Here is a 22,880-nt window from a genome sequence, read left to right on the forward strand (position 1 = left end):
TCAGGTCCGTGCAATGAGGGAAACAGCCGGGAATCCACCAAAGGGCAGCTGGTTACCCTGGCCGAAGCGAACGGTACAGCCTGAGTCGAGACAGCCGTTGCATTGGTCCTTGGCCGGATCATCCGTGGGGTTGCCGTCCAAGTCGTAATAGGGCCCGGTGTACCCACAGTTCGGGCCGCGGTAGCCGGCAGTCATTGCCCAGTGGCATAGCTGCGTCATCTGCCGGCCGATAGTCTCCCCGCCCACGTCGCCAGGGCTGGCCAGCTCCCAAGAAACCGTCGTGCCGTTCTCCGAGACCTTCTGGTCGATGTACCAGACCTCAATCGCCTCCTCGGTCGGATCGGCCTCGGGGTTGCCTGCCGGGAAATTCACCGCATCCAGATAGCGAGCCATGGTGTGACGCATGGTCAGCTTGAACTCGAGCAGGTTGTCGAAGGCCAGGCACAGAGCGGTGATTCGACCGTTGACGTTGCCCACGGTCAGCATGGGGCGCACGGCCGTACCGTCCGAATTCGCCTCGATGCCGTCGATCTGCATGGGCCAGGCGCCGTATTCGTTGCCTTGCCACCAGATCGACTTGGCCGGAAGCTGGTCGGCGTTCGCGCCGGCGGCGGCCAGCTCCTTGGGGGTGTGAGGAATGGCGTGGCCATGGAAGCGCAGGGTGTCGGCGCCGAAGTCCGAACCGTCGAGCTCGAACAGCAGCACCTCATTGCCGGGCTCCAGTGTCTGGATATCCTTGATCAGTGACATGCTGGTTCCTTATGGATGAAAGGCCCGCTCAAAAGTGGCGGCAACTTTGAAGCGACCGCCACCAACCGGGGTGGGCTTGGGGTCTTTGCAGGTAAACAGGCCTAAATCGCCGAGCGGGGTGGACCACAAGAAAGCTTTGGCACCGCCATGCCGGTCAAAGAACTCCATGATCTTGCGAACCTGGGCCTTCGTGCCGGTAACCGTGATGGGGTAGCTGTCTTCCTTGTTGTTGGGTCCGTCGCCAACGACCTGTCGGTACCCCCCGCCGAAGCGCGACTCGCGGGTTCGGTAGTTGATCTCCGGCGTTTCCCCGCGCTGGGTTGGCCAGCTGAATTTTTCGATGGCCATCAGCGCCTCCCGCTGGTATTGCGATGGCTGACGCCACCTGGACGCCACGAGTCAGCCACCGCTTTCTCGGCAGCCATCTGCATTTGCTTTTGCATGTTCTGCTGGAGCAGCGCTTGATCGAGTTGCATGCCCTCGCTACTCCTGTCCTCCACCACCATGCTAACCGGCGCGGACACGCTGATCGCCGTTCCCCCGCTACCGCCGCCGACCGCCATCACACCCAGCTGACCGCCAGATGTCCTGGTCAGCGGCATGATTGCCTCGTCGCCGGCCTCGCCCATCACGCCAATCTTGCCGCCGGCCATGCCGAATGCCGTGGGCGTGCTGACGATTGTGCTGGTGAAGGCACCGCCATTTGCGAACAGCTGAACGCCATTGCTCCAAGCGCCGCCGTCGGCCTGGCGGGCAGCCGCCCAGGCGTCGATGATCTCCGGGCTGTAGCCGGCCTGGGTAGAGCCAGCGGAAGAAGCTCCGCCCCCGAACCATGCTGATGCCGCACTGACTCCCAAGCTCGCCAAACTGCTGAACAACCCCGAAGCCGCTCGCTGCGTCTCGATTCTCACCATGTCGGCGAGGATCGACTTGGTGAAGTCGGCAAACGAAAACTTGCCCGTCATGGCGAAGTTCACGACCGCATCTTCCATCGAGCTGAAGGCGTTCGTGAACAGGGATCGCGCCTGCCCGGCGACATCCCGGGCCTGCTCCAGGTAGTTCTGGAACGCTGACGACGCACCCTTGCGCCAATCGCCCTGGGCCACCGTCATGGCGTCGTAATTGGCGATGGTGGTTTCCTGCAGGTCTTTCTCGGTCTTGTTGAGTACCGCCAGCTTTTGGTTGTATTCATCAAGGCTCATGCCGCGGGAGCCGTCGCCATACTGGTTGGCCAGGTCCAGGCGTTGCTGGTTGATGCGGTCGGTAATGCCGTTCTCCTGATCCTGCAGACCACGCTGACGATCGCCAAGCCCGAGGCTGTAGGCGGAACGCTGCCCCTGCAGTCTCAGCGCCGTGACCTGCTGGTCAAGGGCATCGGTGTAGGTCTGCACTGCCCTGGCCTGCTTGGCCAGCCGCCCCTGCTCATTGGTCGCCAGCACCGCAAGTTCGGTGTCGGCGTCCTTCTGGGCTTTGACCATGGAAGCGCGGGCGTCGGCGATCTTCTGGTCCAGCTGAATGCGCTGTTGGGCACTGGTGCCGCTTCGCCCTCTGGCCTCTTCCAACGCCTTGATCTCTGCCTCGTAGGCATTCGTGATCTCGGCCTTTTGCTGCTCAAGGATTGCGGCCCGCTGGGCTGCGTACGACTCTTGCGAGATCAGACCGGCCTTCTGTGCTGCGTCCAGCTCCTTCTGGTGATTCTTGTACTCGGCCAGGATGGCATTCAGCGCGTTCTTCTGGTCGTTGAACCCGGAGAGGTCGACTGATGTGGTACGCCCGGCAGGATCCTTGAACTGCTTGGCGATGTCGGCCTGCACCCGGGTGATGTTCTCGGGCTTGAGGCGCTCATCGTTCGGATTGACCTTGCGAATCGCGTCCAGAGACTTGTTGTACTCCTTCAGCGCATCCGCCCGCTTTTCAGCGTTGGTCCTAGCGGACTTCTCCAGGGCGTCGATCTTGCCGATCGCCACAATGGCCGCCTGCTGCCGCTGGGCGTCCAGCTCTTGAGCCCTCGCAATGGCTTGTTGCGTGTCTCGCTGCTGGATGAGAGCTTTGAGCTCAAGGTTGGCGTCGGTCAGCTTCTTCTGCGCTGCGGTGTCGTCAGGATCACCATTCACCGCACTCTGAGCCGCTGCTAGGCGCTGCTGCGTCTCGACGATGCGGCTTGCGATGTCCTGACCGCGACCGATGTTGTTGACCGAGTCCACGGTGGCAGCAACCTCGCCCCGCAGGGCTTTCCAGCCCCGCTCCCAGATCGACAGGTTCTCGGTGACCTCTTTGCTGCGGTTCTTGATGGTATCGACGTAGGTATCGGTGAGCAGCTTGGCGGCGCCGATGGTGTCGCCTTGCTCCTTCAGTGCGACGATCTGCGAGTACGTCGAGGCGGTCAGGAAGTTGTACTGCTCATTGAGGTCCTTGGCAGCAGCAACCGGGTCCTTACCGATCTTAACGAACTCGGCCACGGTCTCCTCGACCGCCTTGCCGGTGGCCGAACGCCACTCCAAAGCAGCCTCTGTGATCTCTACGAAGCTGTCAGAAGCGACCTTCCCACTACCAGCCAGTTGGGTGAGCACCTCTGCCGCGGCACCGGTGGTGCCAACAGTGGCCGCAACCTCGCGCGCCATCCCGGATAGGCGGTCAGACGTAGATCCGGCGGCATTGCCGGTCGTGATCAGCGCCTTCTGGAATTCGACGGCCTCCTCGCTGCCCTTGTAATAGGCGTATCCAAGCACGCCCACAGCTGCAGCCGCGACGGTGAACGGATTCACCAGGCCAAGCACATATCCACCGAGGGCCTTGATGGCCGGCCCGACGCCACCAAACATATCCTTCAGCTGCCCTCCCTGTTGGAGCAGGACGGTGAGCGGCGCCTGGCCGCCCTGCAGGGATACGACGATGTCAGTGAACTGCGCTGGGACCCCGCGCAGCGCGGCGGCGGTTGCCTTGGCCGACATGCCGGTCTTGTTCAGCGCGGTATCGGCACCGCCCAAGGCCGCACGCGCCTGGTCGATCTTCGTCTGGTACTCGCCGAAGGTCTCCGCATCGAGCGCGCCACTAGTGCGGAAGCCCTTCAGCTTCTGCTCCATCTGGTCCAGACGGCCCATTGCCGCGACTGTCGGGTCGATCTTGCCCAGCAGTTCCTCAAGGGCCTGGCCTTCTTCCCGATGCGCGCCTGCGGCTTTCTTCGCCGCCTCCGCCTGGCGCTCCTCCGTTGCGATGAGGGCCTGGGCCCGGCTGTTGATGGAGGCCTGGCGGCTGGCACTGTCCGACAGCACTGCGTTCGCCTGGGCGGTGACCTCGGCGCTCTGCTCGGTCGCCCGGTTCAGCGACTGAACGTACTGGCTGGCCTCCAACGAGGCCTTGGCCACGGCCAGAATCCTGGCCTGCTGCTCGTCGGCGGACTCGGCAGCGCGCCGGCCAGCCTGGACGCCAGCGTCCGTGGCGCTGGTGAGCGCCTCCTGCACCTTGCCCGCCTGCGCGGCCTCGTTCCTGAACGCCCCCATGTTCGCCGCGGCGCTGCTGAAAGCCGTAGAGGCACTGGTGACAGCGCGGCCCACAGTTGCCATCTGCTGTGCCAGCTCGGCCTGCTTGGCGTTGAGCGTCTGCAGTTCCTGCACGATCTGCCGGGTGTCACCCTGCAAGCCGCCCAGAGCAGTCTCCCAGGCACGACCGGTCTTGCTGGCCGACTCCTCGCTGCGCTTGCCAGCATCCGTCAGCTGGTCGAGGTTGTCCTTGGCCTCGACGGCATCACCAGAGTCGATCTGAAGACCGAGGGAGGCAATGGTGGTCATGATCTACTCCATCGATTCGGCCATGACGGCCAAGGCCTCAACCTCCATGACGCGGAGATCGGGGAAAATGTCGGTGAGGTCGCGGCGCTTGATGCCGAGCATCGAGGCAGTTGCGGGTATGGCGGTGTAGTCCAGGCCAGACGGGCCTCCAGAAGCCACCCGCCACTGTGTACCCAGGGCATCGAACAGGCGAAAGGCTGCCCACGCATCTGGCCAGACCTCTACCACTTCCTCCTCGATGTCATCCAGGGTCAGCCCCAGCGCCGCCAATTGCTCAGCGGATGGCCCGCGCTCGTAGCATGCCCGGGCCGCCGCCCTCAGTTTCCCAATCGGGCCGGGTTGTAAGCAGCCTGGAAGGCGTCGATGACGGCCTTTGGCGCCCCCGTGCAGGTACGGACCAACTCGAGGATCGCTTTCTGGCTGAACTTGTCCTCCAAGTCCCATCCTGTGACGATTTCCCCCAGTTGCTCAGCCTGCAGAGCGATCTCGCCGGCGGTCACCTCTTCCCAAGTGGCGTTGTCGGCCTTGGCCTTCTCTGCCCAGGCGTCGCGCGCTTTGTTCCAGCGGTCAAACATGCCGGCCAGCGTCACGCGGTCCATGTAGCGAAACTGGAACGCCACGGGCACCGGATCGCCGCCGATACGCGGCACATGAACCTCGGCGGTGAACGTCGGGTTCTGGGCAATCTTAATCTTCGCCATGAGTGCTCCTTACGCGCCGGCCAGGTAACGGACCGGACGACCCGACAGCGCGATGCTGATGGTTCGGGTCATCAGGTTGTTGCGCTCCATGGTCGGGGTGGTGGTGATGCTCACGTAGCCCGGATAGAGGATCTGGTCGCCGTTGGGCAGCTTGAGGCGGACGACCGTCAGCTCTTTGCTATCACCGTAGGCTTCAACCAGGCCCACGTAAGCAGCGGCTGGCTGATCTTCGACAGTGATCGACAAAGTGATGGGGTTGCGGTTGGTGGGAAACTGGCGATCGTCATCGTCCTCCAGGTAACCAACGGTGAGGTACTGCTGCTCGCCGCCGGAAGAGGTGAAGGCGGTCACCTTCGAGATCTGAGCCCAATTGGTCACAGGGATAACAGAGCCGACACCTGCGCCGGCGGTGTACTTGTCGGCGTTGGTGGTGTTCAGGCCGGCCATCGAGAACTTGTCAGTGGCAACACTGGCTGCGCGGACAGCGCGGTCGTTGACAAGCGACCAACCGGAGCTGACAACCAGGACGTCGCCATTTTTGATGTTGTGGCCCGCAGCGGTGGCCACGGGAGGAGCAGCGTTGGTCAGGGCGGTGAAGGCAACGGCAGCGGCGAGAACGCTGGCGATTTCCAGCACAGAGCCGTTCGGCAGCGGGAAGCGTGCGGCCATGGTGTATTTCCTCTTGAAAGCCCGCCGGGCGGCGGTTGGTTATGCCCCATCGGGCGGTTGGTCCGCGACGCCGCGGTAGGTGAAGCTGGTCGGGACCGTGTAGGTCGCCGACTCAGTGATGGCTGGGCCCTGGTCAACAGGTTCGGTGACCAAGCCCTCGAAGCCTTTGCGGCTGAGTTCCGAGTCCACTTTGAAGAGGTTCGAAAGCTCCCCGACCAGAGTCTCGGCTGTTGCCAGTGGCTGGCCCGCCGGGCAAACGATGCTCACCTGGTAGACGCCGGTGTACTCGTAGGCATCGCTGCCCAGGTAGCGGCAAGTGGTGCCCGCCGGTAGCTGGAAGGCCTGCAGGTAGGTTTCGTCGGGCCCGGCCTCGAAACCCTGCTCGAAGTTCGCGACCCGGATCGGGCGCGCTGTGGCCCAGGCCATCAGCCTGAGCTCGATGGCCTGTCGTACTCTTGCGTGGCTCATGCTCGGTGGGTCCTGATGGCTTCTTCGACGATGCCCTGGAAGTCGGCAACGGTGACTCGCACCATGCCGCCAGGCGCCTGTGAGCTGTGGCCGTACTCCAGAGGGATGGCATACGGCAGGTTGTTGACGATGTAGGCGACCTCACCGGCGGAGAGATCACCGGCAGCCACGAGAAGCCTGTCCAGCGTCTCGCCGGCGCTCTCGATGTCCTCGATCTCGCCTGCGGCTGGAGCACCGGTGGTGAGCTGCCAGTTACTGCGGAAGCGGCCGCCCACGTAGCCCTGGCCAACCCTCCGGACGCCGAACCCGAAGTTCTCGCGCTGCTCGCGCTTGGTCAGGGGCTTTCGCAATCGCAGGCCGCCTTTCAGGTTGCCGCTCTTGGTGTAGTTGGCCTGGTCGGACGTAATGCCGGCGTTGATGGTCGCCGCCTTCGCGTTGTAGGCCGCGATCTGTTCCGCTGCGCTGCCCTGAGCCTCGACGTTCACCTTCCAGAGGTCAGGGTTGCCAACTGGCGACATGGTGACCAACCTGCGGCCAACCATGATCACGACCTCGCGGAAGGTCAGATCCATCGCTTCCTTGGCTGCCTCGGCGAACTGCTCCAGCTGTGCAGCAAAGCTGCCCTCCTGACCGCCATAGCGGGTGGTCATGTGTGAGCCGCGGGGCATGGTCATTTCCTCAGCTGAATGGTCCAGGTGGCCTTGGCCGAGTCCTGCCCGACATCCATCACCCGGTAGCCGCTGATGCGGTCACCAACTGCGGGAATTGCAGGCTCTTCCGTGACCGCGTCGCCATCCTTCATGACCAGCTCGTTCTGCAGAGCCTTGAGGCGCACGTCTGACGACAGGATGCGCGTACCGTCGATCTCCCGGGCCTTGTACTGGCCGAAGACGCCGCGACCTGCATAGTTCAGGGTCGCCGCCGGCGTGCTGCCGCCCTTCTCAGGGTCGTACGCACCGGGCACGGACCGGCTGCCATCGACCACCGCAACCGCGTCAGCCAGGTCCGTATCGAAGGCCAGACCCAGCTCGGCCTGCAACTCACTTCGAAGCCCCATGTCACCCCCTGACGATCTTGACCTGGCCGGTGCCCAGATACCGCGCCAACAGGGCCAAAGCGAAGGATTCGCCCGCACTGATGGCCTTGGACGTACTCGAGTAGGTCTTGCTGCTCGACACGCCGTCAGCATCCACAGACTTGCTCAGTACGCCGGTTTCCTTCGCCTGGTACAGGTTGCCTGATGCCGCCTCCACCGCCACCTCCGCGCCTGCCTGCACGACATCGGCTGGAACCGTGTCGAACTCGGGAAGACCCTGGTTGGTGAGCCAGGTGTTGGCCATCAGCACCGCGCGCGCCTTCTTTTCATCAGGCGCCCAGGTCTGGCCCAGCAGTGCGTCGACCTGCTCGATGCTGATGTAGGTCGTCATTACGCGGCCCCGTCCAGCAGCTTCTGCAGGTCTTCCAGGCTGGCTTCAGGCCCGAACTGGACGCCTTTTTCGGTCAGCGCGACCTGCAGCTTTGCCTTCAGCTCTGCTTCTTCAGCAGCTTTCTTTTCAGCTGCGGACTTGCTGGCCTTGGAGACTTTACCCTCCTTGATCGGCTCGGGATGCTCATAGCCATCCGGCGCGAACTTGGCGTCGATGATCTTGTAGCCCTTGCGGCGCAGGTAAGACTTGCGCTCTGCCGAGACCGGGTGCTGCTCGTAAATGATGCTCTCGCTCATGGCGATCTCCTGAGGAAGGCGCCCCGAAGGGCGCGGTACCGGTTACTTGGTGGCGTCGCCGATGGTCATGACGCCGGCCGAGCCCTTGATGCTGTTCGCCACCAGGTCCCAGTTGGTGCCGGTGGACAGCTCAGAGTTGGTCGGCGACTTGCCGCCGTTGGCGGTGTCCCAGGTGTAGCCCTTGAGGCCCAGGCCGAAGGTGTAGTCGGCCTGCATGGTGGTCTCGATGCGCTCCTTGCCGTTGGAGGTCTCGATGTTGGTGATCAGGTCGGAACCATCCATCACCATGGCCGCGCCATCGGCCAAGCTGAGCACCTTCTGCTTGTTCGGGGTTCCGGCCTCGTAGAGCGCCGGGGCGTCGGTGACGATTACTGCCTTGCCCAGGACGTCGACGACCAGAACACCACCGGCCTGGAACAGCTGCTGGCTGTTGGCCAGGTTCTTGCCGATCAGGGCGTGATACTGGGCGCCGGTCATGACCTGGGCGATCAGGCGGGCCGATGCATCGCCGAACAGGGCGTGCGCGCCGTTGATTGCGATGTAGTCGACGCCTGCGGTTGCCGACACGTCATTGAGCGCGCCTGGCTGGTTGCCGATGGCTGCAACCAGGGCGGCGATGGCGGTGTTCAGCTGGTCCGACATGATCGCTTCGGACAGGTTGCGGCTGATGACCTCCAGCGCCTCCTCAGGGTTCTTCTGCACCCAGGACAACTGAGCAGGCTCCCACAGGATCGGGCCGAAGCCGCCGGCGATCTTCACCGAGTCATACTGCTTTTGCGACAGCGGGGTCGCTGCCTGGTTGCCGTTGGCGGCGTAGCGATCGACGCGACGCTGAGCGCCGTGCAGGCCCGCCCAGAACGATTCCTGCAGGAAGTCACCGTCGATGCCCTGAGTGGTCAGACGGATCGCACCGGCCGAGGCCGCGTTGAACTTGTCGACGTCCTGGGTCAGGGTTTCGATGGTGGCGTGGCGAAGGTACTCGTTGAACACCTTCATGTTCGAAAGGGCCATTGGGCCTCCTTATTCGCTTGCGATCAGGCCCTTCATGGCTTCCAGGCGCTCTGCCTTGGTGCCACCGAAGTTGCCCTTTGTGGTTTTGTTGCCACCACCGCCATTCGGAGCGCCGCCACCATTGGCGCCGGAGCTCTTCAGGATGTGGTCGCGATGGGGGTACTGCGAGACGAGGGTTTCGAGTGCTTCGTTGAAGTCGGCCAGCTCACCCGGGCGGCTGCGGCTGAAGATCTTCTGGCCCTGGGCGTCATACGCGACGACCTTGCCTTCCTCGATCTTGAAGCTGCTGCCGAAGGTGGCTTGGACCATGTCGGCCGGTACCGCCATCTTCTCGGCGATGAACTGCGAGCGGGCGAAGCTTCCGCCGATCTTCTCGGAATACAGCTGCTGCTCGAAGCCCTGCGCCTTGGTGTTGGCTTCATCCAGCTGGGCCTGGAATGCCTTGCTGATCTCGCCTTTCACCTTCTCGATCTCGCCGGCATCCACCAGCTTCTTGGCGTCGAGATTGGCGACGATTTCCAGCGCCTTCTTGGCGGCCGCGGCATCATCGATGCCTTCGAACGCCTTGGCGGTCTTCTCGAAGCCGTCGGCGCGCTCGCGGTGCGACTTAGCTTCGGCATTCAGCCGGGTGATGGTATTGCGGGTGCCCACAGCATCGAAGGCGACCTCTTTGCCATCGTCCTCGACGTAGACAGGCTTGCCATCTTCGATCACGGCGTACTGCTTGCCATCCACTTCAACGGTCTTGAGTTTCATGTCGTCTCTCTGGGCCATCCGGCCAGTTGATGAGCCATCCGGCCCCAGTTGCGCCCCGTCCATCCGAACCGCAGGCAGAAAAAAGCCCCGCACTTGGCAAGGCCTTGAAGATGCGCGCCACGAAATGGCGATGACGTGATTTGTGGCGCGGATCAGAACCCGTGGATTCGCCGAGCCAGGATCGAGGAGTACTCACGCATGCACGACAGCTGCGCGGTCAGCAGCTCATCATCAAGCGCGGTCAATCGCTTGAAGGCTCCCGTCTTTGTGAACGCATCAAGCTTGGCGATCTTGTCGTCGAGCTGGGCCTTTTCGGCAACCACGCGCACTTGATGAGGCTGGAAGCCTTCGACATCGCCGATCGGCAGGTATGCGGCATCAAACTGCTCTTTTGGCGACCAGCTGATGTACCCGGCGTGGCCTGGATGGTTCGGCTTGCCGCCGTCCTGATACTCGACCAGGTAGCCCTCGTCAGCTCCGTCTTCGCCAGTCGGCAGATCCCAGCCCCGATAATCGTTGTAGGCCAGGCGAGTCATTGCCAGGGCGAAGATGAGCTTTGTGCCGATGTAGCGCTGGGTCATTTCGAATCTCTCCAAAGGTCACTGATTTAGGCGGGCTCTGAGCTCTTCAAGCGTCAGAAACTTGCCCTTGTCGTTGTAGAACGTGCTGAGCTTCAGCCCGCCCTCTCGCATCAGCCGGCCACGCTCCGGGCCGAGGATCTCGTCCTGGCGCGCTGCTGACTGCTTGCTCAGCCATTCGGCGTAGGTCATCGACTCCGGCACCTGGCCGTCCATGCTCGCCCGCGTCGCGCCGTCATTGAAGCCAAGAGCCTTGGCGCTCTTGAGCACTGGCACCTTGCTGGAACGGCAGCAGAAGTGGATGCGGCCGGGGCCAGCCAGCCATGGCACCTGGTGCCCGATGGGCTTGTAGGTACCCAGCGTGTACGGCAGCCGGTCACGAATACGGCAGTCGGACGAGGTGTGGTTGTCCAGCGTACTAAGCCACTCAACGTGGCTGATGATGTCGCTGTTGGCCTCATACGCTGCGTCGCTGGCCGTTTCGGCGGTATGGGATACCGCAGACCGCACTACCGCCTCGACGTCGCGCCTGGCCTTCTGGAGGGACCCATCGGCGTAATGCTGCACCTTGGTGCCCATGACTGTGCGGACGATATCCGCAGTGGTGCGCCCCTCGACAACGCCCGAGCGCACAGCGTCGCGCACTGTGGCAGCGCGACTGGACTCGATGCCGGCCATCCACTCCCTCAGCAGGCGCCCCTGAAATGGTCGGGCCTGGGCGATCGCCTTCACCGCGCTGAACGCCGGGGAGACGACCGGGTATGCCTCCTGCACCAGAGCCGGGAGAACGGCCCGCAACGCGCTCTGCTGGAACGCCAGCTCGTAACTGATCAGCCCATCGGTCACCTGGTCCATGGCCAGGCGGATCTCAATGAAGGTTTGCTGGTTGATCCTCAGCACCGCCGACAGGGCGATATCGACAGCCGCAGCCGACAGGTCGGTGCCGAGGTTGTCGATCGCCTCGATCAGCGCAGCCCGCAGGTCGGCATCCTTGCTGTTGAGGATCTTGATGATCGTCATCACCTGGCTGTTGCTCAGCCTGGACAGATCGACCTCATGCCCGATCAGCTCGTTCAGCAGCTTCTGGTTGGCCGTCTTCATCACAGCGTACCGAGGGCCGGGCCCTGGGCGTCAATCTTCGCCCGCTCATCGTCCCAGTCGTATTCGTCGCTGATCACGCCGCGGCGCTGCATCTCGGTGAACAGCGTCTCCTTGGAGATCATGCCGGCATTGGCCATCGAGACCAGCGTCGGCAGAGAAACCTCTGGCATGTAGTCAACGTCGTAGTTGCCACGCATCTCGACTGTGCCGCCGTCGCCGAGGCTGCGGTACTCGGCCATGAACTGCAGCAGCTGCGCCAGGCAGTCGCCAAAATGGTTCGACATCCGCTGCAGGGGTGACATCTCTTGCGCCGCCTCCTCCTCCGCCTGGGTGGCGGTCTTGGTGGCCGTCTTGTCAGGCGTCAGCAGCTTGGCCCCGGCCATGCGCATCTCGTTGATCAGGTCCTGCAGCGCGGTTCGGCCTGACTCGACGGCCTTTCCGGTGTGCTCAACGTATTTGAGGTCACCGTCCTTGGGCAGATCGGTCAGCTGGCCGGTGCCAACCTTGAACTCTGGCGGGATCACCTTCCCCTGGTTGTCGTACTGGGTCTGGATGCCGATGCGCACCAGGATCGGCACACGGATAACGTGGAGGATGTTGTCTTGGTCGCTCTGGCTCTGCCAGTGCTTCACGTTCAGGTGTGCAAGCTCAATCAGCGGCGGCTTGGCCGTCATGAAACCGGTGCGCCCGGTGTAGAAGGTGACCCACGGAATCGCGGTCAGGCTATTGGTGCCTTCCTCGTGCAGCTCCCAGGTACCGCCGGCTGCGGCCTGCTTGCCCCGTACGGCCTTGGCCGACCTGCGATAGGTTCGCCAGGCGCCCGGCTCCAGCACGCGAATCTGCTCGACGCACTTGGCGCCGAACTCGCCATCTTCCTCCTCGACCACCTCGATGTAGCGGACCATGGTCAGCACGCCACCCTTGGAGCGCCAGCCAAGCAACTGCTCAGGCCTCACCATCACCACATAGGGGCGCACACCAGCGGCCTGCTCGTCTGCCTGGGTCTTCAGTTCGCCCGCTGGCGGGTGATCGACGAAGGCATGGCACAGGCCATGGCTCAGCCCCTCGGTGAAGAACCCGACCGCCCAGGAGTTGAGGTCATTGCCGGCGTAGTCGATGTCCTTGGTCATCTCGACAATGGCCTCTGGCACATCGTCGCCTACCTGCAGTGGCTCGGCGAACACTCGGGAGGTCATGTTGCCCACGGTCTCGGAGTACGCCGGCAGCAGGGTCGAAAGGCGCAGGCGCTCTTTGTAGGCCTCGTCGTCTTCGGCTGGGTACTGCGGCAGAAGGGTCTTGCCCGCTGCGCGCATCGCCATCGTCCCGCCCATGAGCGGCGAGATCACGGCCCAGTAGGCGCGCATCGCGTCGACAGCGGGCAGCGTGATGCTCGGGTTATCGCTCATGGTCACATTCTCAGGGATTGGGTCGTGGTCATCGCCACGTTGATCGGGAAGCGCTTGGCGATGAAGTAGCCAGCGGCGTCAACCATGTGGTCGTGACCCTTCTTCGGGTCTTTATCGGGCTCGCCGTGTTTGTCGTAGGTCTGTCGCTCAAGGCACAGGGTGAGCTGCGGGCATTGGTCGATGTTGACCATCAGCCGGCGCTCGCCGTATGCGTTCATGAACATGGCGTTGACCGAGTTAACCCGGTCTTTGACGCTTGGGTTCTGGCAATCCACGATCACCGTGAAGCCAGCCTTGCGCAGCAGGGACAGGTCCGACTCGCTGGCGTTCTTGCTGCTGGTGTTCTGGCCGCTGGCGTCTGGATAGACCGCCACGCCATGCCCAGGGAATCGCGCCTGGATCTTCTCGATCATCTCGGGCGTGTCGCGCACTGAGTGGAACTCATCCAAGGCCAGCGGCAGGCCGTCACGGACCACATACACGACCGCTGCCATCTTCATGACGTTGAAGTCCATGCCGATGTGCAGAGCCTCGCCCGGCTTGATCCGCTCGCTGGTGCGGCAGTCGGTGCGACTGAACGTGTAGTAGACGACCCCGGCATAGTTCTCGAAACTGGCCTCGTACTCTTGCCGGAACGTCCTAGGGTCCATCTTGCGGCGGGCGGCATCCAGCTCCTCGGCCGGGACGTTGCCGCCCTGCAGCGAGGTGTAGAGCCAGCTTTTGTGGTCTGGCTCACCGTCTTTCTGCCCATCGCGGTATGTATCGTAACAGTGGTTGAAGCCCTTGGGCGTGCCGATGCGAAGCGCGTGCCCGCCCTTGCATTTACCGATACCAGGTACGACGTACTCGCACGTCGACAGCATCGGGCGCAGGACTTCTTCCCAGGCCGCCCACTTGCAGTCCGCCCATTCGTCCACCAGCACGAAGAACAGGCCGGAGCCGCGCAGGTCGTCGTAGTTCTCCAGGCCAACACAGCGGATCAGGTGGCCGCTCTTGAGCGTGATCAGCATGTCCGACTCGTTCGGCTTGCACTCTCGCCACTCTCGCGGGATGGCCTGCTTCAGTCGGCGCCAGAACACCCGGCGGGCCTGCTTTTGGGTCGGAGCCGCGTACCAGATCTCATCCTCAACGCTCACGCCCCACTCCGCAGCCAATCGGGCCGCGCGGCGCATCTCTGCCTTGCCGAGGAAGGTCTTGCCGAATCGACGCCCGCAAACTGCATCACGGAAGCGCGCCTGCGGTTGGAAGCCCCACACGTAGATGTTCGCCTGCTTCGGCGTCAGCCTCACCGGCGGGTCATAGGTACGGGGTAGTCGGGACACCTTCGTCTGGCTCCAGCTTGTACTCAGCAACGGCGTGCGGCTGATCCGCCTGGGAGCCCAGGGGTTTGTCGGGTTCTAGCTTGCGGTTGATGTACATGTCGCCGCACTCCTTGGCTGCCTGTTCGTAGAGCTGGGCGGTCAGCGCCAGGTTGCGCATGTTCTCGGCCTTCTCAGCCATCCTCCCCAAACCGCGTAGCCGGAACGCCCGGTTGGCAATGGGAATCTCCGCCGTCTCCTCGCGGAAGCGCTTCCGGGTGTCCTCGAACAAGGTTCGCCACTTGGCCGACAGTCCTCGACCGACGTACTTCGTGGGATCGTAGGTCGCAACCTGCTGACGAGTGACAACGACATCGAATTCCTGCTTTACCGCATCAGCTACCTGAGTAGGCGTGTCAAAGCAGGCAAGGCCTTGCACTATGAAGGCTTTCACCTCGTCTCTGAGTGCAGCCATGGGTTGTCATCCGTAAAGGTCCGGTAAAACTACGCGACCCGACTTAGACAGGTTCCGCAGGCCCTCGAAATGTTGATCTTGGCCACCTCAGGCGGCCGGCTTGCAGCGTCGATCAGCTGCTGTACTTCGTTGCTCGCACCGTAGCGCCTCACCACCCCGACGAACTCCTCGACGTCATGGCCACGCATCTCAAGCTTGGGCATGCCGTCATCGCCGAACGCTGGGGCGCCGTACTTATCGGCCTTTTGAGCGATGTGGTACAGCTCGTGCTCTACCAGGGCGCAGAACTCGGCCTCGCTGCACTGAGCGCAATAGTCGCCGGCCAAGGTGATGAGAAACTCGGGCTCTTCGCCGAACCAGGATCGCATCTGCTGCTCTTGGCGGGCCTTCTGCCATCCACCGGCACGGATCATCAGCTGCTCGGCCTGGCCAAGCACCGACCTGCCCTTCTTCGTGAACGCGGAGGATGCCCACAGCACGCCGATGTTGGCGTCAATCAGGTGAGCATGCTCAGGATTATGGATGCTGCCTGTGTCGGCGAGGATCTCGCGCTGAATCCAATCCCAGACCTCAGGCGCTGGGAGCAGCTCCAGGAACGGAGAGTCGAGCAACTCGACCGACGGCATTGGTCTGCTCATGGGGCACCTGCGGCTTGAAATAGTGGCGTGTAGCCGCTATTGATGTGAACCCACTATCACTCAGGAACTCGAAATGTCGTCCACAATCAACTCAAACGTCAGGGACATGAACAACAGAACCTTTACGCCGGAATCGAAGAGATCCTTTGCCGTTGCCATTGCTATTGAAGTCATAGCGGCAAAAGCAGCTAGCGCTTCTGGCGCTGACCTTGAAGCTGAGTTTAAAAATCTTTCTCAGTATGCCGATAACATTCAAGAGGCCATGAAGGTTAAGTGACTCATCCGTGCCGCACTCACCTGCGGCACGCTTACCCCTCCCCGCCATCCAGCAGCACGTCGATCAGTTTCTGCTCCGCCAGCCGAAACATGGCTAGGGACTGCAGGTCGTCCGCAACCGGGCCGAAGGCGAAGAGATTCACCTGGCCGGATGGGTCGCGCATGGCCATCACGCCGATGCTGCAAACCGGAAGATCGCCGCTATCCAGCTGATCCGCGATCTTGCGCAGGGTCTTGGATGCATCGCGCCAGTTCTCGCGCTGAAACTCGACAACCTTCATTAGACCACCATCTTGTGCGTCTCGGCGTGCGCGTGACCATGCAGCAGGCCTACCAGCAATCCCTGCGGAAGCCCGGCATCCTTGGCAGCATCAATCGCTTTCACTAGGGCGGAATCGAACTCGGCCACCGCATGGACGATATCCATGCTTACCGGCAGCTCGTGGCGAATGCGAGTGACGTTGCTCATACCAGCACCACACGAAAGTGAGAGGCGATCCAAATCAGACCCTCAATGAACGCCCAACCGGCAACGGCGCAACTAAGACCCAGCATGATGAACGCGCCGGTCATATCAGGAAGCTGACCCATCTGACTTTCCTCGTGCTCGCGCCACGAAACGGCGCACGTCTATTTTGTGGCGCGGACTACCGCAGTATCCGATCCAGCCTTGGCGGGATCAGCTTTGCCATGTTGCCCCGTGAGTACACGACGAAGAACATGAACCCGACCATGCAGATGGTCAGCGGGAACTGAGCAAGGGCCAGGAACGATGCGTAGTTGACGGCGATGCGGTAGGCCTCAGCCAGATTCGCACCCGCCAGCATCCCAGCCATCAGGCCTACGAAGCGGCGGTGACGGTCGGTCTTCTTCCGGTACCCCGCGATGATCAGGAAGATCACCAGGTGACAGACGCCACGGGTGGTCAGTAGCACTTCGGGTGCTATCGCCTGGACCCAAGCCAATACCCCATTCATCCAGATAGCTAGCGTTTCTATGATGGTGCTCGCGTCATCCTTCATCTCGCTTACCTCGCAGTAGGCCGGAAGGGATGAAGCGCTCGAAGAATTCTACCCAGGCAGGCTTCTTCCCTCCTTCCGACCACGCTTTGAGTGATCCGAACATGGTAGAGGCCAGTGCAGAGATGACCAAGGCCACGCCAGCAGCAACCACGTTGTAGGGGTAGAGGATCAGTATGCCCAGGCCGGCCAGGTAGCCAGCGATGAACGAGAAAACGGCGTAGAGGATCTTTGACCCCCATTTCAACTCGGCGGTGGAGGCCAGGAAGGCACAGCACCCGCCGATCGCGCCCATGATGATTACGTGGTCAATCGGTATCTGTGTAGCTGACACGACGCCAGCGCCTGTTGCCGCACCGACTATGATCGCGCTTGAAATCCCATCTGCGCTCATAAGCTCTCCCGGTGGGCGGTGTTGATGATCGCCAGCCCTACCATGAGGCCGGTGGAATCCATTCGACTCCCAGGAGCCTCGACATGATTGCAAAGGTGAGCAGCGCAGCGCCTGAGCAGGCGGCGAACTCGAGCATTCGGGTGGCGATCAGCTGGTCTTCCTCGCTGGGCCGTTTGAGGGCCTGGATGAAGATGAAGGTGGCGAAGAAGACGTTGCAGCTGATGTCGCGGTGCATGACGTAGTTGAGCATCGCCAGCCCAAGGGCCAGCAGACTCCAACAGGTTGATCGGGTCACTGAGCCTCCGGGACTCTTGAGGGCCTCTCGGGGCAATAAAAAACCCGGCGCGAGGACCGGGTTCTGTTCGTCAATCCTCAACACACGCAGGAATGACAGGATGAGGGAATAATGTTGCACGGTTGCGCGGTTGTCAAGCCGCTTCTGCCATCAAAATGCCTTCGTCCTCCAAAATCTTGGCAGATGCCGCCAGCGCCTCGACAACCATCTCATCCAGCACCTTCTCGATGGCCTTCTTCCATCGCCAGTAAGTGGTCCGGTTCAGGCCCTGGTTGTCCCATGTGTTGATGTCGTAGAACTCGGCCGGCAGTACGATCATGTCGGTTGAGCGCTTCACGTACTGCTCACGGCGTGCCTGGCCGCCATCCTCGGGCATATCGCCACCCGCCAGGTGCTGCACCACGCCAGCGTGCAGCGAATCGAACTGCGCGCGCTCTCGTGCCGATCTGCTGGCCACCTCGTTGCCCGACGGCGCCTGCACACCTTTGACCGGCGGTATGGCCCAGGCGGTGACAGCCTTGTACCGGAACAGGTTCGGCGCCTGGGTAGCGATCAGGGGCACCAGCTTGCCGATCGCCTCCACCTTCTTGGCCTTGTGGGTCGAGAATCTGGCCGTCAGCGCATTCCAGTGCCGAGGGATGAGCTTGCTGTGCAGGCGGGCGTGCACCCAGCAGTCCACCAGCATCGCCGCATCCTTCCCGGTGATCTCCCCTTTCAGCTTCGAGGCCTGTACCTTCGGTTCGAAGTCGCCGCCACCCACGCCGCTAATGGTCTCTGCCGCAAGTGCACGGACCACTGCCGCCAACACGCTTTGATATTTCATCGTCCTTGCTCCTTCTTGCGGCGATTCGAGATGACCATGCCACGCACAAGCGCGTAGCCGGCGAAGATGACCATGGCCAGGATGAGCAACTGCCCGCTGTCGGTTGGTGTCCAGTTCATGCTGCTGCCCTCTTGAGGTCGCGGAGTTTCTGGCGGTACAGGGCCTTGATGGCCTGCAGGTCCTCGATGGTTGCTTGTCTCATCGCGTCAAGACCTCCTGTGCGGCAGCGCGTGAAGGTCGAGATAATCGTTCCTGGCTTTGATGGCCTGGGCGATATCTCTGAATCTTCCGAGGTGAATTTGCTTTCGTTGCCACTGCACCTTTGCCGCCCACCGCCCTCTGTCCCACGAGATGCCAACATGGCCGCTTGTGTTCTTGTCGGTAAGCCGGCGATTGGCGGCCTGGACGTTGTAATCGGTATACCGGCAATTCTCAGGGCAATACCCTTTGCTCGACTCGATTCGGTCCAGGGTCAACTGATCGGTGTAACCATTCGCCAGGGACCACTCCATGAACGGCTCGAAGCTCATCCACTCATCACAGAGGGTGACGCCGGCGTACTTCTCCACCTCCGAACCCCGAGGCTTGAGGCAGCGGCGCTTCATGTTCGCCCAGGTGACGTGGAGTCGACTGTTGGCGTTGTTGAGGCCGTGCGTGGAGCGCTTACGCCCTCCGCGCTTGTTGGCGCAAGGCGGACAGCACCCAGTCATGGACTTCAAGCGATCCATGCGCGACGAGAACTCGACGCTGCATGTGCAGCACTGGAATACACCCATCGACCGGTTTGCCCCTGAGCGTTGTTCCACAAAGGTCCTGAGCAGAATTACATCGCTACCCATGGCAAACCTCCTTCAACCGTTTTTCGATGCGCCGCACCTTCTTACTGAACACCACCTTGAGCCGCTTCAGATATGGGATGTCGTGACGAGCGATGTCGCTGTTGCACTCCAGCCAATCAACCTTGGCCTGACCGATCTTCTCTATGAGCGCAGGCCTGTAAGCCATGATGTTTCCGCTCAGGAAGTTGTTGCAGGCGCTGCAAGACTTGTTCATGTTCCATAGGTTGAAGCGCAGGTGCGGGGCGGCGCCGACGCTACGGAAGTGCGAGCAATGCCACTGCCCCTGCCACGAAGCGGGCTTGCTGCAGCTGATACACCCCAGGTGAGCGTCCCGCAGGCGCACGTAGCGATTGATCGCTGCCTGAGCCTCTTTGGCGTAGTCGGCTCGGCTCTTCAGCTTCTCCCGTCGCTCCTTGAGGTCTTCCCGGGCCTGCTTGGTGATGGCCTTGGCCGCGACCTTCTGGAGCTTCGGATCTTTGGCCATAGCCAGGGCGCAGGCCGGGCTGCATACCTTCTGCGTTGAGAGCATGGGCTTGAAGCGCTGGCCGCAGCCTGGCGCCCTGCATTTCTTCGGTTTGATCTCCTTGGCGTGCATCACTTCCCTCCCATCAGCAGGCCGATCATGCAGGTGATCACGGCGGCGAAGGGTTCGCCCGTGAGCGCCAATATCAGAGCGATGATCCAGATCATGCCGCCACCTCGCCCACCAGGTCGCCGAAGAAAACACCCTTGGGCGTGAACTCGGCCAGGATGCGTTCGGTGTAGGCCACGCCCTGGGCGCGATTGAACAGGCTGGTCACAGGGAACCCGTCCGGGCCGAACAGCTTGCACTCGCCCATCATCGCCAGCTTCTCCTCGTATGGCAGGTGGCGCATGACCCGGTACCAGGCCTGCTGGAACTCGACGTCTTCGTTGAGCAGGATCTGCACGCCGATGTGCAGCTTGCAGTACCGGCGCACATCCTCGATGTCGCCCATCTCGGTGCTCTTGGCGATGCGGTCGTACATGGCAAACCACAGTGCGTTCTGGTCAAGAGTGCGGTCCTTCCCCGGGCGCATACTGACCACTACGAACTTCTTGTCGCGGAACATACGGGTGAGCATGGTCACGGCCTCGGAGAGCTTGGCCTGAGAGTTGACGGAGATTTTCTCAACCATGGGATGCCTCCTTGGCCATTGCCGCGTCGATTGCTTCTTCCTGATCATCAAGCCAGCGCTGTATGGCGGCCTCGAAGAACACCCCTTTCAGGACAGGAACGCTGTAGCACTGGTCCTCGAGCGCCCGCTGCTCAGCATGGTCACCAGCTGCGCGCATCTCGTCAGACAACTTCAGGAAGTGTGGGAGCTTCAGCTTGCGCAGCGCCTCGTTCTCGGCCTTGAGCTGGTCGCGCTCCCCACTGGTCACCCGCAGGTCCGCCTTCAGCATTCCAAGGCTCACGTCGCCGCCCATGGTCAGGTCTTGATACTCCCGGATGCTCTCGGCCTGGTTGTTGTTCTTGCGCACCAACCGATCGATCTCCGCGAGCAGAGCCAGAACCGTATCTGGGCTGGCAGCTGCGGCGAACTCTGCGTTCTGCGCGCCCTTGCCGTCGGGCGTGTGCCAGGCACTCAGGATCTTCCAGCTACCATCACCGATTACGTGCACGCCGTTGTGGTCGACTTCTACGCGCCGAGCGCCATGGCTTTGAGTGGCAGCCTCTGCCAGTGCCTTCAGCTCGCGCATCTTGTTGGTGTCCATCAGTGCTTCTCCTGCATGGCTTTGCCGATCTCGGCGGCGGCGCGGACGATGGCGCGGCGGGTGGCCTGCTCGATGGTCTGGCCTTTCGAAGTTCTGCCGGCGTGCTCCGTTACTGGCTTTGCGGCGCGGCTGTAAAGGTCATCGACGAACACCTGTGTCCATTCCTCGAACTGCGCAAGACGCAAAGACATTCCCAGCTTCACCGCAAGGCGAAGAGCATCGCCGTCGTCGGTGAGCGGATTCCAGCCGATAGGCATGCTGTCCACGACGAAGATTGGATAACCCTCGCAGTCACTACCACACGGCTGATACCCAACAGCCTTGGCCGCCAGCTCCAGCAATTCACGATCTTCCATGCTCACACCCCCTCCCCGGCCGGCTTCCCGGCGCGCTTGATGTTCAACTGAGCGACTGCGGCGCGTGTCTCCCGCTTGCGCAGGTAGGTTTCGATACGGCGGCGCTGATCTTCCTTGGCACGCTCGCGGTCTTTCTTGGCCTTGGCAGCCTTGAGGATGCAGCGCACCTCGGCGAGCTTTTCACGAGTCTTGGCGCTGGCCTGCGGGCGCACTTCCCCGGTGAGCAGGCCGGCAATGGCCTCGCCGTCTTGGGTGATGGGCGCAATGCGCAGGTCGGCCAGGTACTTGGCACCGGTCTCGTGAGTGATGAGCTGGGCGCGGACGGCGGATTCGATTGCCGTTACCCGGCGCCCGGCGTCGTATCCCAGCGAAACCTCCCACTTGGCCGGCTGGTCCTCGGCCCGGGCAAAGCTCACCAGGCGCTCATAGGCACTCATGAAGGCCATTCGTGCGCCGATCTTGTCGCCAGCCTCAAGAATCGGCTCTGACGCGATCATGGCCTGGCGGATTTCAGTGGTAAGCACGACCGTTTCATGCTCGTCACTGGCTGCCAGGGCGATCGACCACGCCTCATCCTTCCCGGGGCGGGTGTCAGCCGCATGGATGTGCTTGAGGACCATGCCGAGCGAAAGGCGCCCAGCAGGCTCCCTACGGCACGCACGCAGTGCGCCAATGATGACTGCAGGCTCATAGGCCGAAAGGTCCTCAGCGATGAGCTGAGCGCCTCCTGCGCTGATTGCCTGCCCCATTGCCTCGGCAGTTGCGCAGATGGCCACGGCCAATTCGGCTTGTTGGTCAGAGGAAAGCATTGCGCTTACCTCCCTTGCCGTTGCGGATCGCGTCAGCCGCTTCCTGCGCCGCGTTCATGTTCGCCTGGGTCTGCTCCTGCTGGCGGGCAGTGGTGGCGTTCATCTGGCGGTTGGTCACCCACTGGGTGTGGTAGGCCTCGGCCTTGGCCAGCAGGTCGCCCAGGTTGTGGCAGCCGTTGATCAGCTTGGCATCATTGATCCGCAGGTAGAACGCGGCGACATGGTGAGCAACTTCAATCCCAAGGCGGTCAATTAGCTGGCCCATCTGCCCGCCTGCCTTCGCATTCCATACCGGCCAGGTGTGATAGCGCTTGCGGTAGGCCATGGCGTAGTTGGCCCAGGCCTTGAAGGTTTTGCAGGACTGATCCTTCGGGCCTGGCATGTCCGCCGGGATTTCGCAGCGCGGCTCTTCGCCCCCAACAGGGATCAGTGCAACCACTTTTCCGGCAGGCTGGTTCGGCTCGTCCGAACCTTCCTGCGAACACTGACTGGTACCCTGATTGGTATCCTGATTATTGGTATCCTGATTTGTCGGATTTTTTTCCGACCTTGGCTCGGATTTTTTTCCGACCATGCTCGGATTTTTTTCCGAGGTAGATCGGATTTTTTTCCGACCTTTGGTACCAGTCGGTGGGGTCGGATATTTTTCCGACCCATCCAGTTTCTGGTTCCACTCAGTGGCCTTCTCCGTCAGCCGGAACAGGGTGATGCTGGAGGTGCTGGAAAGCTCGATCAGGCCGACCTCCTCCAGGGCTTTCAGCATTCGGTAGGCGGTATCCGGCTTGCCGGTCAGTAGCGGCAGCTCGTCGGTGATCTTGGCCTTGCTCAGGGCAAAGTAGATCCCGTCCGGCGTCTGCATAGGCTTGGCCCAGCTCGGGCAGCCGTAGACGAACGAGAACAGCAGCGCCTGCTGGGAGTTGAGCCCCCATTCCAGAGCTTTCACCTGGTTGATGGTGAGGGTGAACTGCAT

35 protein-coding genes and 1 pseudogene are annotated in these 22,880 nt (G+C 62.1%); 1 reads left to right on the forward strand and 35 read right to left on the reverse strand.

All coding sequences use genetic code 11. The features are described 5' to 3' along the window. The 19 genes from FPB55_RS17085 to FPB55_RS17175 all read right to left on the reverse strand — a co-directional run bounded on the left by FPB55_RS17085 (window position 1) and on the right by FPB55_RS17175 (window position 15,350). On the reverse strand, window positions 1-750 hold the full coding sequence (locus FPB55_RS17085) for a phage minor tail protein L (RefSeq protein WP_144188773.1): 750 nt from the start codon (window positions 748-750) through the stop codon (window positions 1-3). Window positions 751-759: 9 nt separating this feature from the next. Then, window positions 760-1,098 carry a phage tail protein gene (locus tag FPB55_RS17090; RefSeq protein WP_144188775.1) on the reverse strand — a complete coding sequence of 113 codons (339 nt, stop codon included), beginning with the start codon at window positions 1,096-1,098 and terminating at the stop codon, window positions 760-762. Beyond that, window positions 1,098-4,538 carry a phage tail tape measure protein gene (locus FPB55_RS17095; protein ID WP_144188777.1) on the reverse strand — a complete coding sequence of 1,147 codons (3,441 nt, stop codon included), beginning with the start codon at window positions 4,536-4,538 and terminating at the stop codon, window positions 1,098-1,100. The genes FPB55_RS17090 and FPB55_RS17095 overlap by 1 nt, the downstream gene beginning before the upstream one ends. A 3-nt stretch (window positions 4,539-4,541) precedes the next feature. Next, window positions 4,542-4,808, reverse strand: a complete 267-nt coding sequence (locus tag FPB55_RS17100; RefSeq protein ID WP_236232123.1) for a DUF1799 domain-containing protein — start codon at window positions 4,806-4,808, stop codon at window positions 4,542-4,544. Window positions 4,809-4,855: 47 nt separating this feature from the next. Beyond that, window positions 4,856-5,239 (reverse strand): phage tail assembly chaperone, encoded by a 384-nt coding sequence (locus tag FPB55_RS17105; RefSeq protein ID WP_144188779.1) that lies wholly within the window; start codon window positions 5,237-5,239, stop codon window positions 4,856-4,858. Window positions 5,240-5,248: 9 nt separating this feature from the next. Continuing rightward, window positions 5,249-5,908 (reverse strand): phage tail protein, encoded by a 660-nt coding sequence (locus tag FPB55_RS17110; protein WP_064314673.1) that lies wholly within the window; start codon window positions 5,906-5,908, stop codon window positions 5,249-5,251. 39 nt (window positions 5,909-5,947) lie between these two features. Then, window positions 5,948-6,376 carry a phage tail terminator-like protein gene (locus FPB55_RS17115; protein ID WP_144188780.1) on the reverse strand — a complete coding sequence of 143 codons (429 nt, stop codon included), beginning with the start codon at window positions 6,374-6,376 and terminating at the stop codon, window positions 5,948-5,950. Beyond that, a complete protein-coding gene (locus tag FPB55_RS17120) occupies window positions 6,373-7,026 on the reverse strand; it encodes a hypothetical protein (RefSeq protein ID WP_238706597.1) in 654 nt (217 codons plus the stop codon). Before FPB55_RS17120 ends, FPB55_RS17115 begins: the two co-directional genes overlap by 4 nt. Window positions 7,027-7,046: 20 nt before the next feature. Further along, complete coding sequence (locus tag FPB55_RS17125; RefSeq protein ID WP_144188784.1) at window positions 7,047-7,433, reverse strand: hypothetical protein; 387 nt, start codon at window positions 7,431-7,433, stop codon at window positions 7,047-7,049. A 1-nt stretch (window position 7,434) separates the two neighbouring features. Continuing rightward, on the reverse strand, window positions 7,435-7,803 hold the full coding sequence (locus tag FPB55_RS17130) for a hypothetical protein (RefSeq protein ID WP_144188786.1): 369 nt from the start codon (window positions 7,801-7,803) through the stop codon (window positions 7,435-7,437). Then, window positions 7,803-8,099: a hypothetical protein gene (locus FPB55_RS17135; RefSeq protein WP_144188788.1), complete on the reverse strand. Its 297-nt coding sequence runs from the start codon at window positions 8,097-8,099 to the stop codon at window positions 7,803-7,805. The genes FPB55_RS17130 and FPB55_RS17135 overlap by 1 nt, the downstream gene beginning before the upstream one ends. A gap of 42 nt (window positions 8,100-8,141) precedes the next feature. Next, the gene (locus FPB55_RS17140; RefSeq protein ID WP_144188790.1) at window positions 8,142-9,110 is read right to left on the reverse strand and encodes a major capsid protein; all 969 of its coding nucleotides are present in this window, start codon (window positions 9,108-9,110) and stop codon (window positions 8,142-8,144) included. 9 nt (window positions 9,111-9,119) lie between these two features. Continuing rightward, window positions 9,120-9,866 (reverse strand): DUF6651 domain-containing protein, encoded by a 747-nt coding sequence (locus FPB55_RS17145; protein WP_144188792.1) that lies wholly within the window; start codon window positions 9,864-9,866, stop codon window positions 9,120-9,122. Between the two features lie 152 nt (window positions 9,867-10,018). Further along, window positions 10,019-10,447, reverse strand: coding sequence for a hypothetical protein (locus FPB55_RS17150; RefSeq protein ID WP_144188794.1), 429 nt, complete (start codon window positions 10,445-10,447; stop codon window positions 10,019-10,021). Between the two features lie 18 nt (window positions 10,448-10,465). After that, on the reverse strand, window positions 10,466-11,545 hold the full coding sequence (locus tag FPB55_RS17155; protein WP_144188796.1) for a hypothetical protein: 1,080 nt from the start codon (window positions 11,543-11,545) through the stop codon (window positions 10,466-10,468). After that, window positions 11,545-12,951, reverse strand: coding sequence for a DUF4055 domain-containing protein (locus tag FPB55_RS17160; RefSeq protein WP_178097515.1), 1,407 nt, complete (start codon window positions 12,949-12,951; stop codon window positions 11,545-11,547). Before FPB55_RS17160 ends, FPB55_RS17155 begins: the two co-directional genes overlap by 1 nt. A 2-nt stretch (window positions 12,952-12,953) precedes the next feature. Next, on the reverse strand, window positions 12,954-14,273 hold the full coding sequence (locus tag FPB55_RS17165; protein ID WP_144188799.1) for a terminase: 1,320 nt from the start codon (window positions 14,271-14,273) through the stop codon (window positions 12,954-12,956). Continuing rightward, window positions 14,248-14,724 (reverse strand): DUF2280 domain-containing protein, encoded by a 477-nt coding sequence (locus tag FPB55_RS17170; protein WP_144188801.1) that lies wholly within the window; start codon window positions 14,722-14,724, stop codon window positions 14,248-14,250. The genes FPB55_RS17165 and FPB55_RS17170 overlap by 26 nt, the downstream gene beginning before the upstream one ends. A gap of 29 nt (window positions 14,725-14,753) precedes the next feature. Beyond that, on the reverse strand, window positions 14,754-15,350 hold the full coding sequence (locus FPB55_RS17175) for a putative metallopeptidase (RefSeq protein ID WP_144188803.1): 597 nt from the start codon (window positions 15,348-15,350) through the stop codon (window positions 14,754-14,756). Between the two features lie 85 nt (window positions 15,351-15,435). Here FPB55_RS17175 and FPB55_RS17180 point away from each other — a divergent pair, with 85 nt between their 5' ends. Next, window positions 15,436-15,639 carry a hypothetical protein gene (locus FPB55_RS17180; protein WP_144188805.1) on the forward strand — a complete coding sequence of 68 codons (204 nt, stop codon included), beginning with the start codon at window positions 15,436-15,438 and terminating at the stop codon, window positions 15,637-15,639. Window positions 15,640-15,670: 31 nt separating this feature from the next. On the opposite strand, the gene FPB55_RS17185 is transcribed toward FPB55_RS17180, so the two are convergent. The 16 genes and pseudogenes from FPB55_RS17185 to FPB55_RS17245 all read right to left on the reverse strand — a co-directional run bounded on the left by FPB55_RS17185 (window position 15,671) and on the right by FPB55_RS17245 (window position 22,880). Then, window positions 15,671-15,919: a hypothetical protein gene (locus FPB55_RS17185; protein ID WP_144188807.1), complete on the reverse strand. Its 249-nt coding sequence runs from the start codon at window positions 15,917-15,919 to the stop codon at window positions 15,671-15,673. Next, the gene (locus FPB55_RS17190; protein WP_144188809.1) at window positions 15,919-16,107 is read right to left on the reverse strand and encodes a hypothetical protein; all 189 of its coding nucleotides are present in this window, start codon (window positions 16,105-16,107) and stop codon (window positions 15,919-15,921) included. Before FPB55_RS17190 ends, FPB55_RS17185 begins: the two co-directional genes overlap by 1 nt. Further along, window positions 16,104-16,229: a hypothetical protein gene (locus tag FPB55_RS26845; RefSeq protein ID WP_275113697.1), complete on the reverse strand. Its 126-nt coding sequence runs from the start codon at window positions 16,227-16,229 to the stop codon at window positions 16,104-16,106. Before FPB55_RS26845 ends, FPB55_RS17190 begins: the two co-directional genes overlap by 4 nt. Window positions 16,230-16,285: 56 nt before the next feature. Continuing rightward, entirely contained in the window at window positions 16,286-16,660 is a 375-nt protein-coding gene (locus FPB55_RS17195) for a phage holin family protein (protein WP_144188811.1), read from the reverse strand. Next, the gene (locus tag FPB55_RS17200) at window positions 16,650-17,051 is read right to left on the reverse strand and encodes a putative holin (protein ID WP_144188813.1); all 402 of its coding nucleotides are present in this window, start codon (window positions 17,049-17,051) and stop codon (window positions 16,650-16,652) included. Before FPB55_RS17200 ends, FPB55_RS17195 begins: the two co-directional genes overlap by 11 nt. Before the next feature lie 37 nt (window positions 17,052-17,088). Then, entirely contained in the window at window positions 17,089-17,346 is a 258-nt protein-coding gene (locus FPB55_RS17205; protein ID WP_144188815.1) for a hypothetical protein, read from the reverse strand. A gap of 133 nt (window positions 17,347-17,479) precedes the next feature. After that, window positions 17,480-18,169: a hypothetical protein gene (locus tag FPB55_RS17210; RefSeq protein WP_144188817.1), complete on the reverse strand. Its 690-nt coding sequence runs from the start codon at window positions 18,167-18,169 to the stop codon at window positions 17,480-17,482. Next, complete coding sequence (locus FPB55_RS26850; protein ID WP_255248817.1) at window positions 18,166-18,288, reverse strand: hypothetical protein; 123 nt, start codon at window positions 18,286-18,288, stop codon at window positions 18,166-18,168. The genes FPB55_RS17210 and FPB55_RS26850 overlap by 4 nt, the downstream gene beginning before the upstream one ends. After that, window positions 18,285-18,368 (reverse strand): annotated as a pseudogene (locus FPB55_RS26740) (ninG protein); the annotation flags it as partial. The pseudogene FPB55_RS26740 and the gene FPB55_RS26850, both read right to left, overlap by 4 nt. 7 nt (window positions 18,369-18,375) lie before the next feature. Then, window positions 18,376-19,008 (reverse strand): hypothetical protein, encoded by a 633-nt coding sequence (locus FPB55_RS26370; protein ID WP_178097516.1) that lies wholly within the window; start codon window positions 19,006-19,008, stop codon window positions 18,376-18,378. Beyond that, window positions 19,001-19,603: a recombination protein NinG gene (locus FPB55_RS17220; RefSeq protein WP_178097517.1), complete on the reverse strand. Its 603-nt coding sequence runs from the start codon at window positions 19,601-19,603 to the stop codon at window positions 19,001-19,003. The genes FPB55_RS26370 and FPB55_RS17220 overlap by 8 nt, the downstream gene beginning before the upstream one ends. Window positions 19,604-19,694: 91 nt before the next feature. After that, window positions 19,695-20,165, reverse strand: coding sequence for a hypothetical protein (locus FPB55_RS17225; protein ID WP_144188821.1), 471 nt, complete (start codon window positions 20,163-20,165; stop codon window positions 19,695-19,697). Beyond that, window positions 20,158-20,745 carry a hypothetical protein gene (locus FPB55_RS26375; RefSeq protein WP_178097518.1) on the reverse strand — a complete coding sequence of 196 codons (588 nt, stop codon included), beginning with the start codon at window positions 20,743-20,745 and terminating at the stop codon, window positions 20,158-20,160. The genes FPB55_RS17225 and FPB55_RS26375 overlap by 8 nt, the downstream gene beginning before the upstream one ends. Further along, the gene (locus FPB55_RS17235; RefSeq protein WP_144188823.1) at window positions 20,745-21,101 is read right to left on the reverse strand and encodes a hypothetical protein; all 357 of its coding nucleotides are present in this window, start codon (window positions 21,099-21,101) and stop codon (window positions 20,745-20,747) included. Before FPB55_RS17235 ends, FPB55_RS26375 begins: the two co-directional genes overlap by 1 nt. Before the next feature lie 2 nt (window positions 21,102-21,103). Then, a complete protein-coding gene (locus tag FPB55_RS17240) occupies window positions 21,104-21,910 on the reverse strand; it encodes a hypothetical protein (protein ID WP_144188825.1) in 807 nt (268 codons plus the stop codon). Then, complete coding sequence (locus FPB55_RS17245) at window positions 21,897-22,880, reverse strand: phage replication protein (RefSeq protein ID WP_144188827.1); 984 nt, start codon at window positions 22,878-22,880, stop codon at window positions 21,897-21,899. The genes FPB55_RS17240 and FPB55_RS17245 overlap by 14 nt, the downstream gene beginning before the upstream one ends.

This window comes from Pseudomonas sp. BJP69, assembly GCF_007633355.1.
GTDB lineage: Bacteria > Pseudomonadota > Gammaproteobacteria > Pseudomonadales > Pseudomonadaceae > Aquipseudomonas > Aquipseudomonas juntendi.

What these genes read in the sequence shown, in the direction of transcription:
- FPB55_RS26845 (WP_275113697.1), bottom strand. Translation starts at nt 16,229, where the DNA reads ATGGGTCAGCTTCCTGATATGACCGGCGCGTTCATCATGCTGGGTCTT.
- FPB55_RS17245 (WP_144188827.1), bottom strand. Translation starts at nt 22,880, where the DNA reads ATGCAGTTCACCCTCACCATCAACCAGGTGAAAGCTCTGGAATGGGGG.
- FPB55_RS17130 (WP_144188786.1), bottom strand. Translation starts at nt 7,803, where the DNA reads ATGACGACCTACATCAGCATCGAGCAGGTCGACGCACTGCTGGGCCAG.
- FPB55_RS17220 (WP_178097517.1), bottom strand. Translation starts at nt 19,603, where the DNA reads ATGCACGCCAAGGAGATCAAACCGAAGAAATGCAGGGCGCCAGGCTGC.
- FPB55_RS26850 (WP_255248817.1), bottom strand. Translation starts at nt 18,288, where the DNA reads ATGAACTGGACACCAACCGACAGCGGGCAGTTGCTCATCCTGGCCATG.
- FPB55_RS26375 (WP_178097518.1), bottom strand. Translation starts at nt 20,745, where the DNA reads ATGGACACCAACAAGATGCGCGAGCTGAAGGCACTGGCAGAGGCTGCC.
- FPB55_RS17200 (WP_144188813.1), bottom strand. Translation starts at nt 17,051, where the DNA reads ATGAGCGCAGATGGGATTTCAAGCGCGATCATAGTCGGTGCGGCAACA.
- FPB55_RS17145 (WP_144188792.1), bottom strand. Translation starts at nt 9,866, where the DNA reads ATGAAACTCAAGACCGTTGAAGTGGATGGCAAGCAGTACGCCGTGATC.
- FPB55_RS17180 (WP_144188805.1), top strand. Translation starts at nt 15,436, where the DNA reads ATGTCGTCCACAATCAACTCAAACGTCAGGGACATGAACAACAGAACC.
- FPB55_RS17240 (WP_144188825.1), bottom strand. Translation starts at nt 21,910, where the DNA reads ATGCTTTCCTCTGACCAACAAGCCGAATTGGCCGTGGCCATCTGCGCA.
- FPB55_RS17095 (WP_144188777.1), bottom strand. Translation starts at nt 4,538, where the DNA reads ATGACCACCATTGCCTCCCTCGGTCTTCAGATCGACTCTGGTGATGCC.
- FPB55_RS17140 (WP_144188790.1), bottom strand. Translation starts at nt 9,110, where the DNA reads ATGGCCCTTTCGAACATGAAGGTGTTCAACGAGTACCTTCGCCACGCC.
- FPB55_RS17105 (WP_144188779.1), bottom strand. Translation starts at nt 5,239, where the DNA reads ATGGCGAAGATTAAGATTGCCCAGAACCCGACGTTCACCGCCGAGGTT.
- FPB55_RS17135 (WP_144188788.1), bottom strand. Translation starts at nt 8,099, where the DNA reads ATGAGCGAGAGCATCATTTACGAGCAGCACCCGGTCTCGGCAGAGCGC.
- FPB55_RS17115 (WP_144188780.1), bottom strand. Translation starts at nt 6,376, where the DNA reads ATGAGCCACGCAAGAGTACGACAGGCCATCGAGCTCAGGCTGATGGCC.
- FPB55_RS17150 (WP_144188794.1), bottom strand. Translation starts at nt 10,447, where the DNA reads ATGACCCAGCGCTACATCGGCACAAAGCTCATCTTCGCCCTGGCAATG.
- FPB55_RS17160 (WP_178097515.1), bottom strand. Translation starts at nt 12,951, where the DNA reads ATGAGCGATAACCCGAGCATCACGCTGCCCGCTGTCGACGCGATGCGC.
- FPB55_RS17195 (WP_144188811.1), bottom strand. Translation starts at nt 16,660, where the DNA reads ATGAAGGATGACGCGAGCACCATCATAGAAACGCTAGCTATCTGGATG.
- FPB55_RS17235 (WP_144188823.1), bottom strand. Translation starts at nt 21,101, where the DNA reads ATGGAAGATCGTGAATTGCTGGAGCTGGCGGCCAAGGCTGTTGGGTAT.
- FPB55_RS26370 (WP_178097516.1), bottom strand. Translation starts at nt 19,008, where the DNA reads ATGGGTAGCGATGTAATTCTGCTCAGGACCTTTGTGGAACAACGCTCA.
- FPB55_RS17210 (WP_144188817.1), bottom strand. Translation starts at nt 18,169, where the DNA reads ATGAAATATCAAAGCGTGTTGGCGGCAGTGGTCCGTGCACTTGCGGCA.
- FPB55_RS17175 (WP_144188803.1), bottom strand. Translation starts at nt 15,350, where the DNA reads ATGCCGTCGGTCGAGTTGCTCGACTCTCCGTTCCTGGAGCTGCTCCCA.
- FPB55_RS17085 (WP_144188773.1), bottom strand. Translation starts at nt 750, where the DNA reads ATGTCACTGATCAAGGATATCCAGACACTGGAGCCCGGCAATGAGGTG.
- FPB55_RS17185 (WP_144188807.1), bottom strand. Translation starts at nt 15,919, where the DNA reads ATGAAGGTTGTCGAGTTTCAGCGCGAGAACTGGCGCGATGCATCCAAG.
- FPB55_RS17090 (WP_144188775.1), bottom strand. Translation starts at nt 1,098, where the DNA reads ATGGCCATCGAAAAATTCAGCTGGCCAACCCAGCGCGGGGAAACGCCG.
- FPB55_RS17155 (WP_144188796.1), bottom strand. Translation starts at nt 11,545, where the DNA reads ATGAAGACGGCCAACCAGAAGCTGCTGAACGAGCTGATCGGGCATGAG.
- FPB55_RS17125 (WP_144188784.1), bottom strand. Translation starts at nt 7,433, where the DNA reads ATGGGGCTTCGAAGTGAGTTGCAGGCCGAGCTGGGTCTGGCCTTCGAT.
- FPB55_RS17190 (WP_144188809.1), bottom strand. Translation starts at nt 16,107, where the DNA reads ATGAGCAACGTCACTCGCATTCGCCACGAGCTGCCGGTAAGCATGGAT.
- FPB55_RS17120 (WP_238706597.1), bottom strand. Translation starts at nt 7,026, where the DNA reads ATGACCACCCGCTATGGCGGTCAGGAGGGCAGCTTTGCTGCACAGCTG.
- FPB55_RS17110 (WP_064314673.1), bottom strand. Translation starts at nt 5,908, where the DNA reads ATGGCCGCACGCTTCCCGCTGCCGAACGGCTCTGTGCTGGAAATCGCC.
- FPB55_RS17170 (WP_144188801.1), bottom strand. Translation starts at nt 14,724, where the DNA reads ATGGCTGCACTCAGAGACGAGGTGAAAGCCTTCATAGTGCAAGGCCTT.
- FPB55_RS17225 (WP_144188821.1), bottom strand. Translation starts at nt 20,165, where the DNA reads ATGGTTGAGAAAATCTCCGTCAACTCTCAGGCCAAGCTCTCCGAGGCC.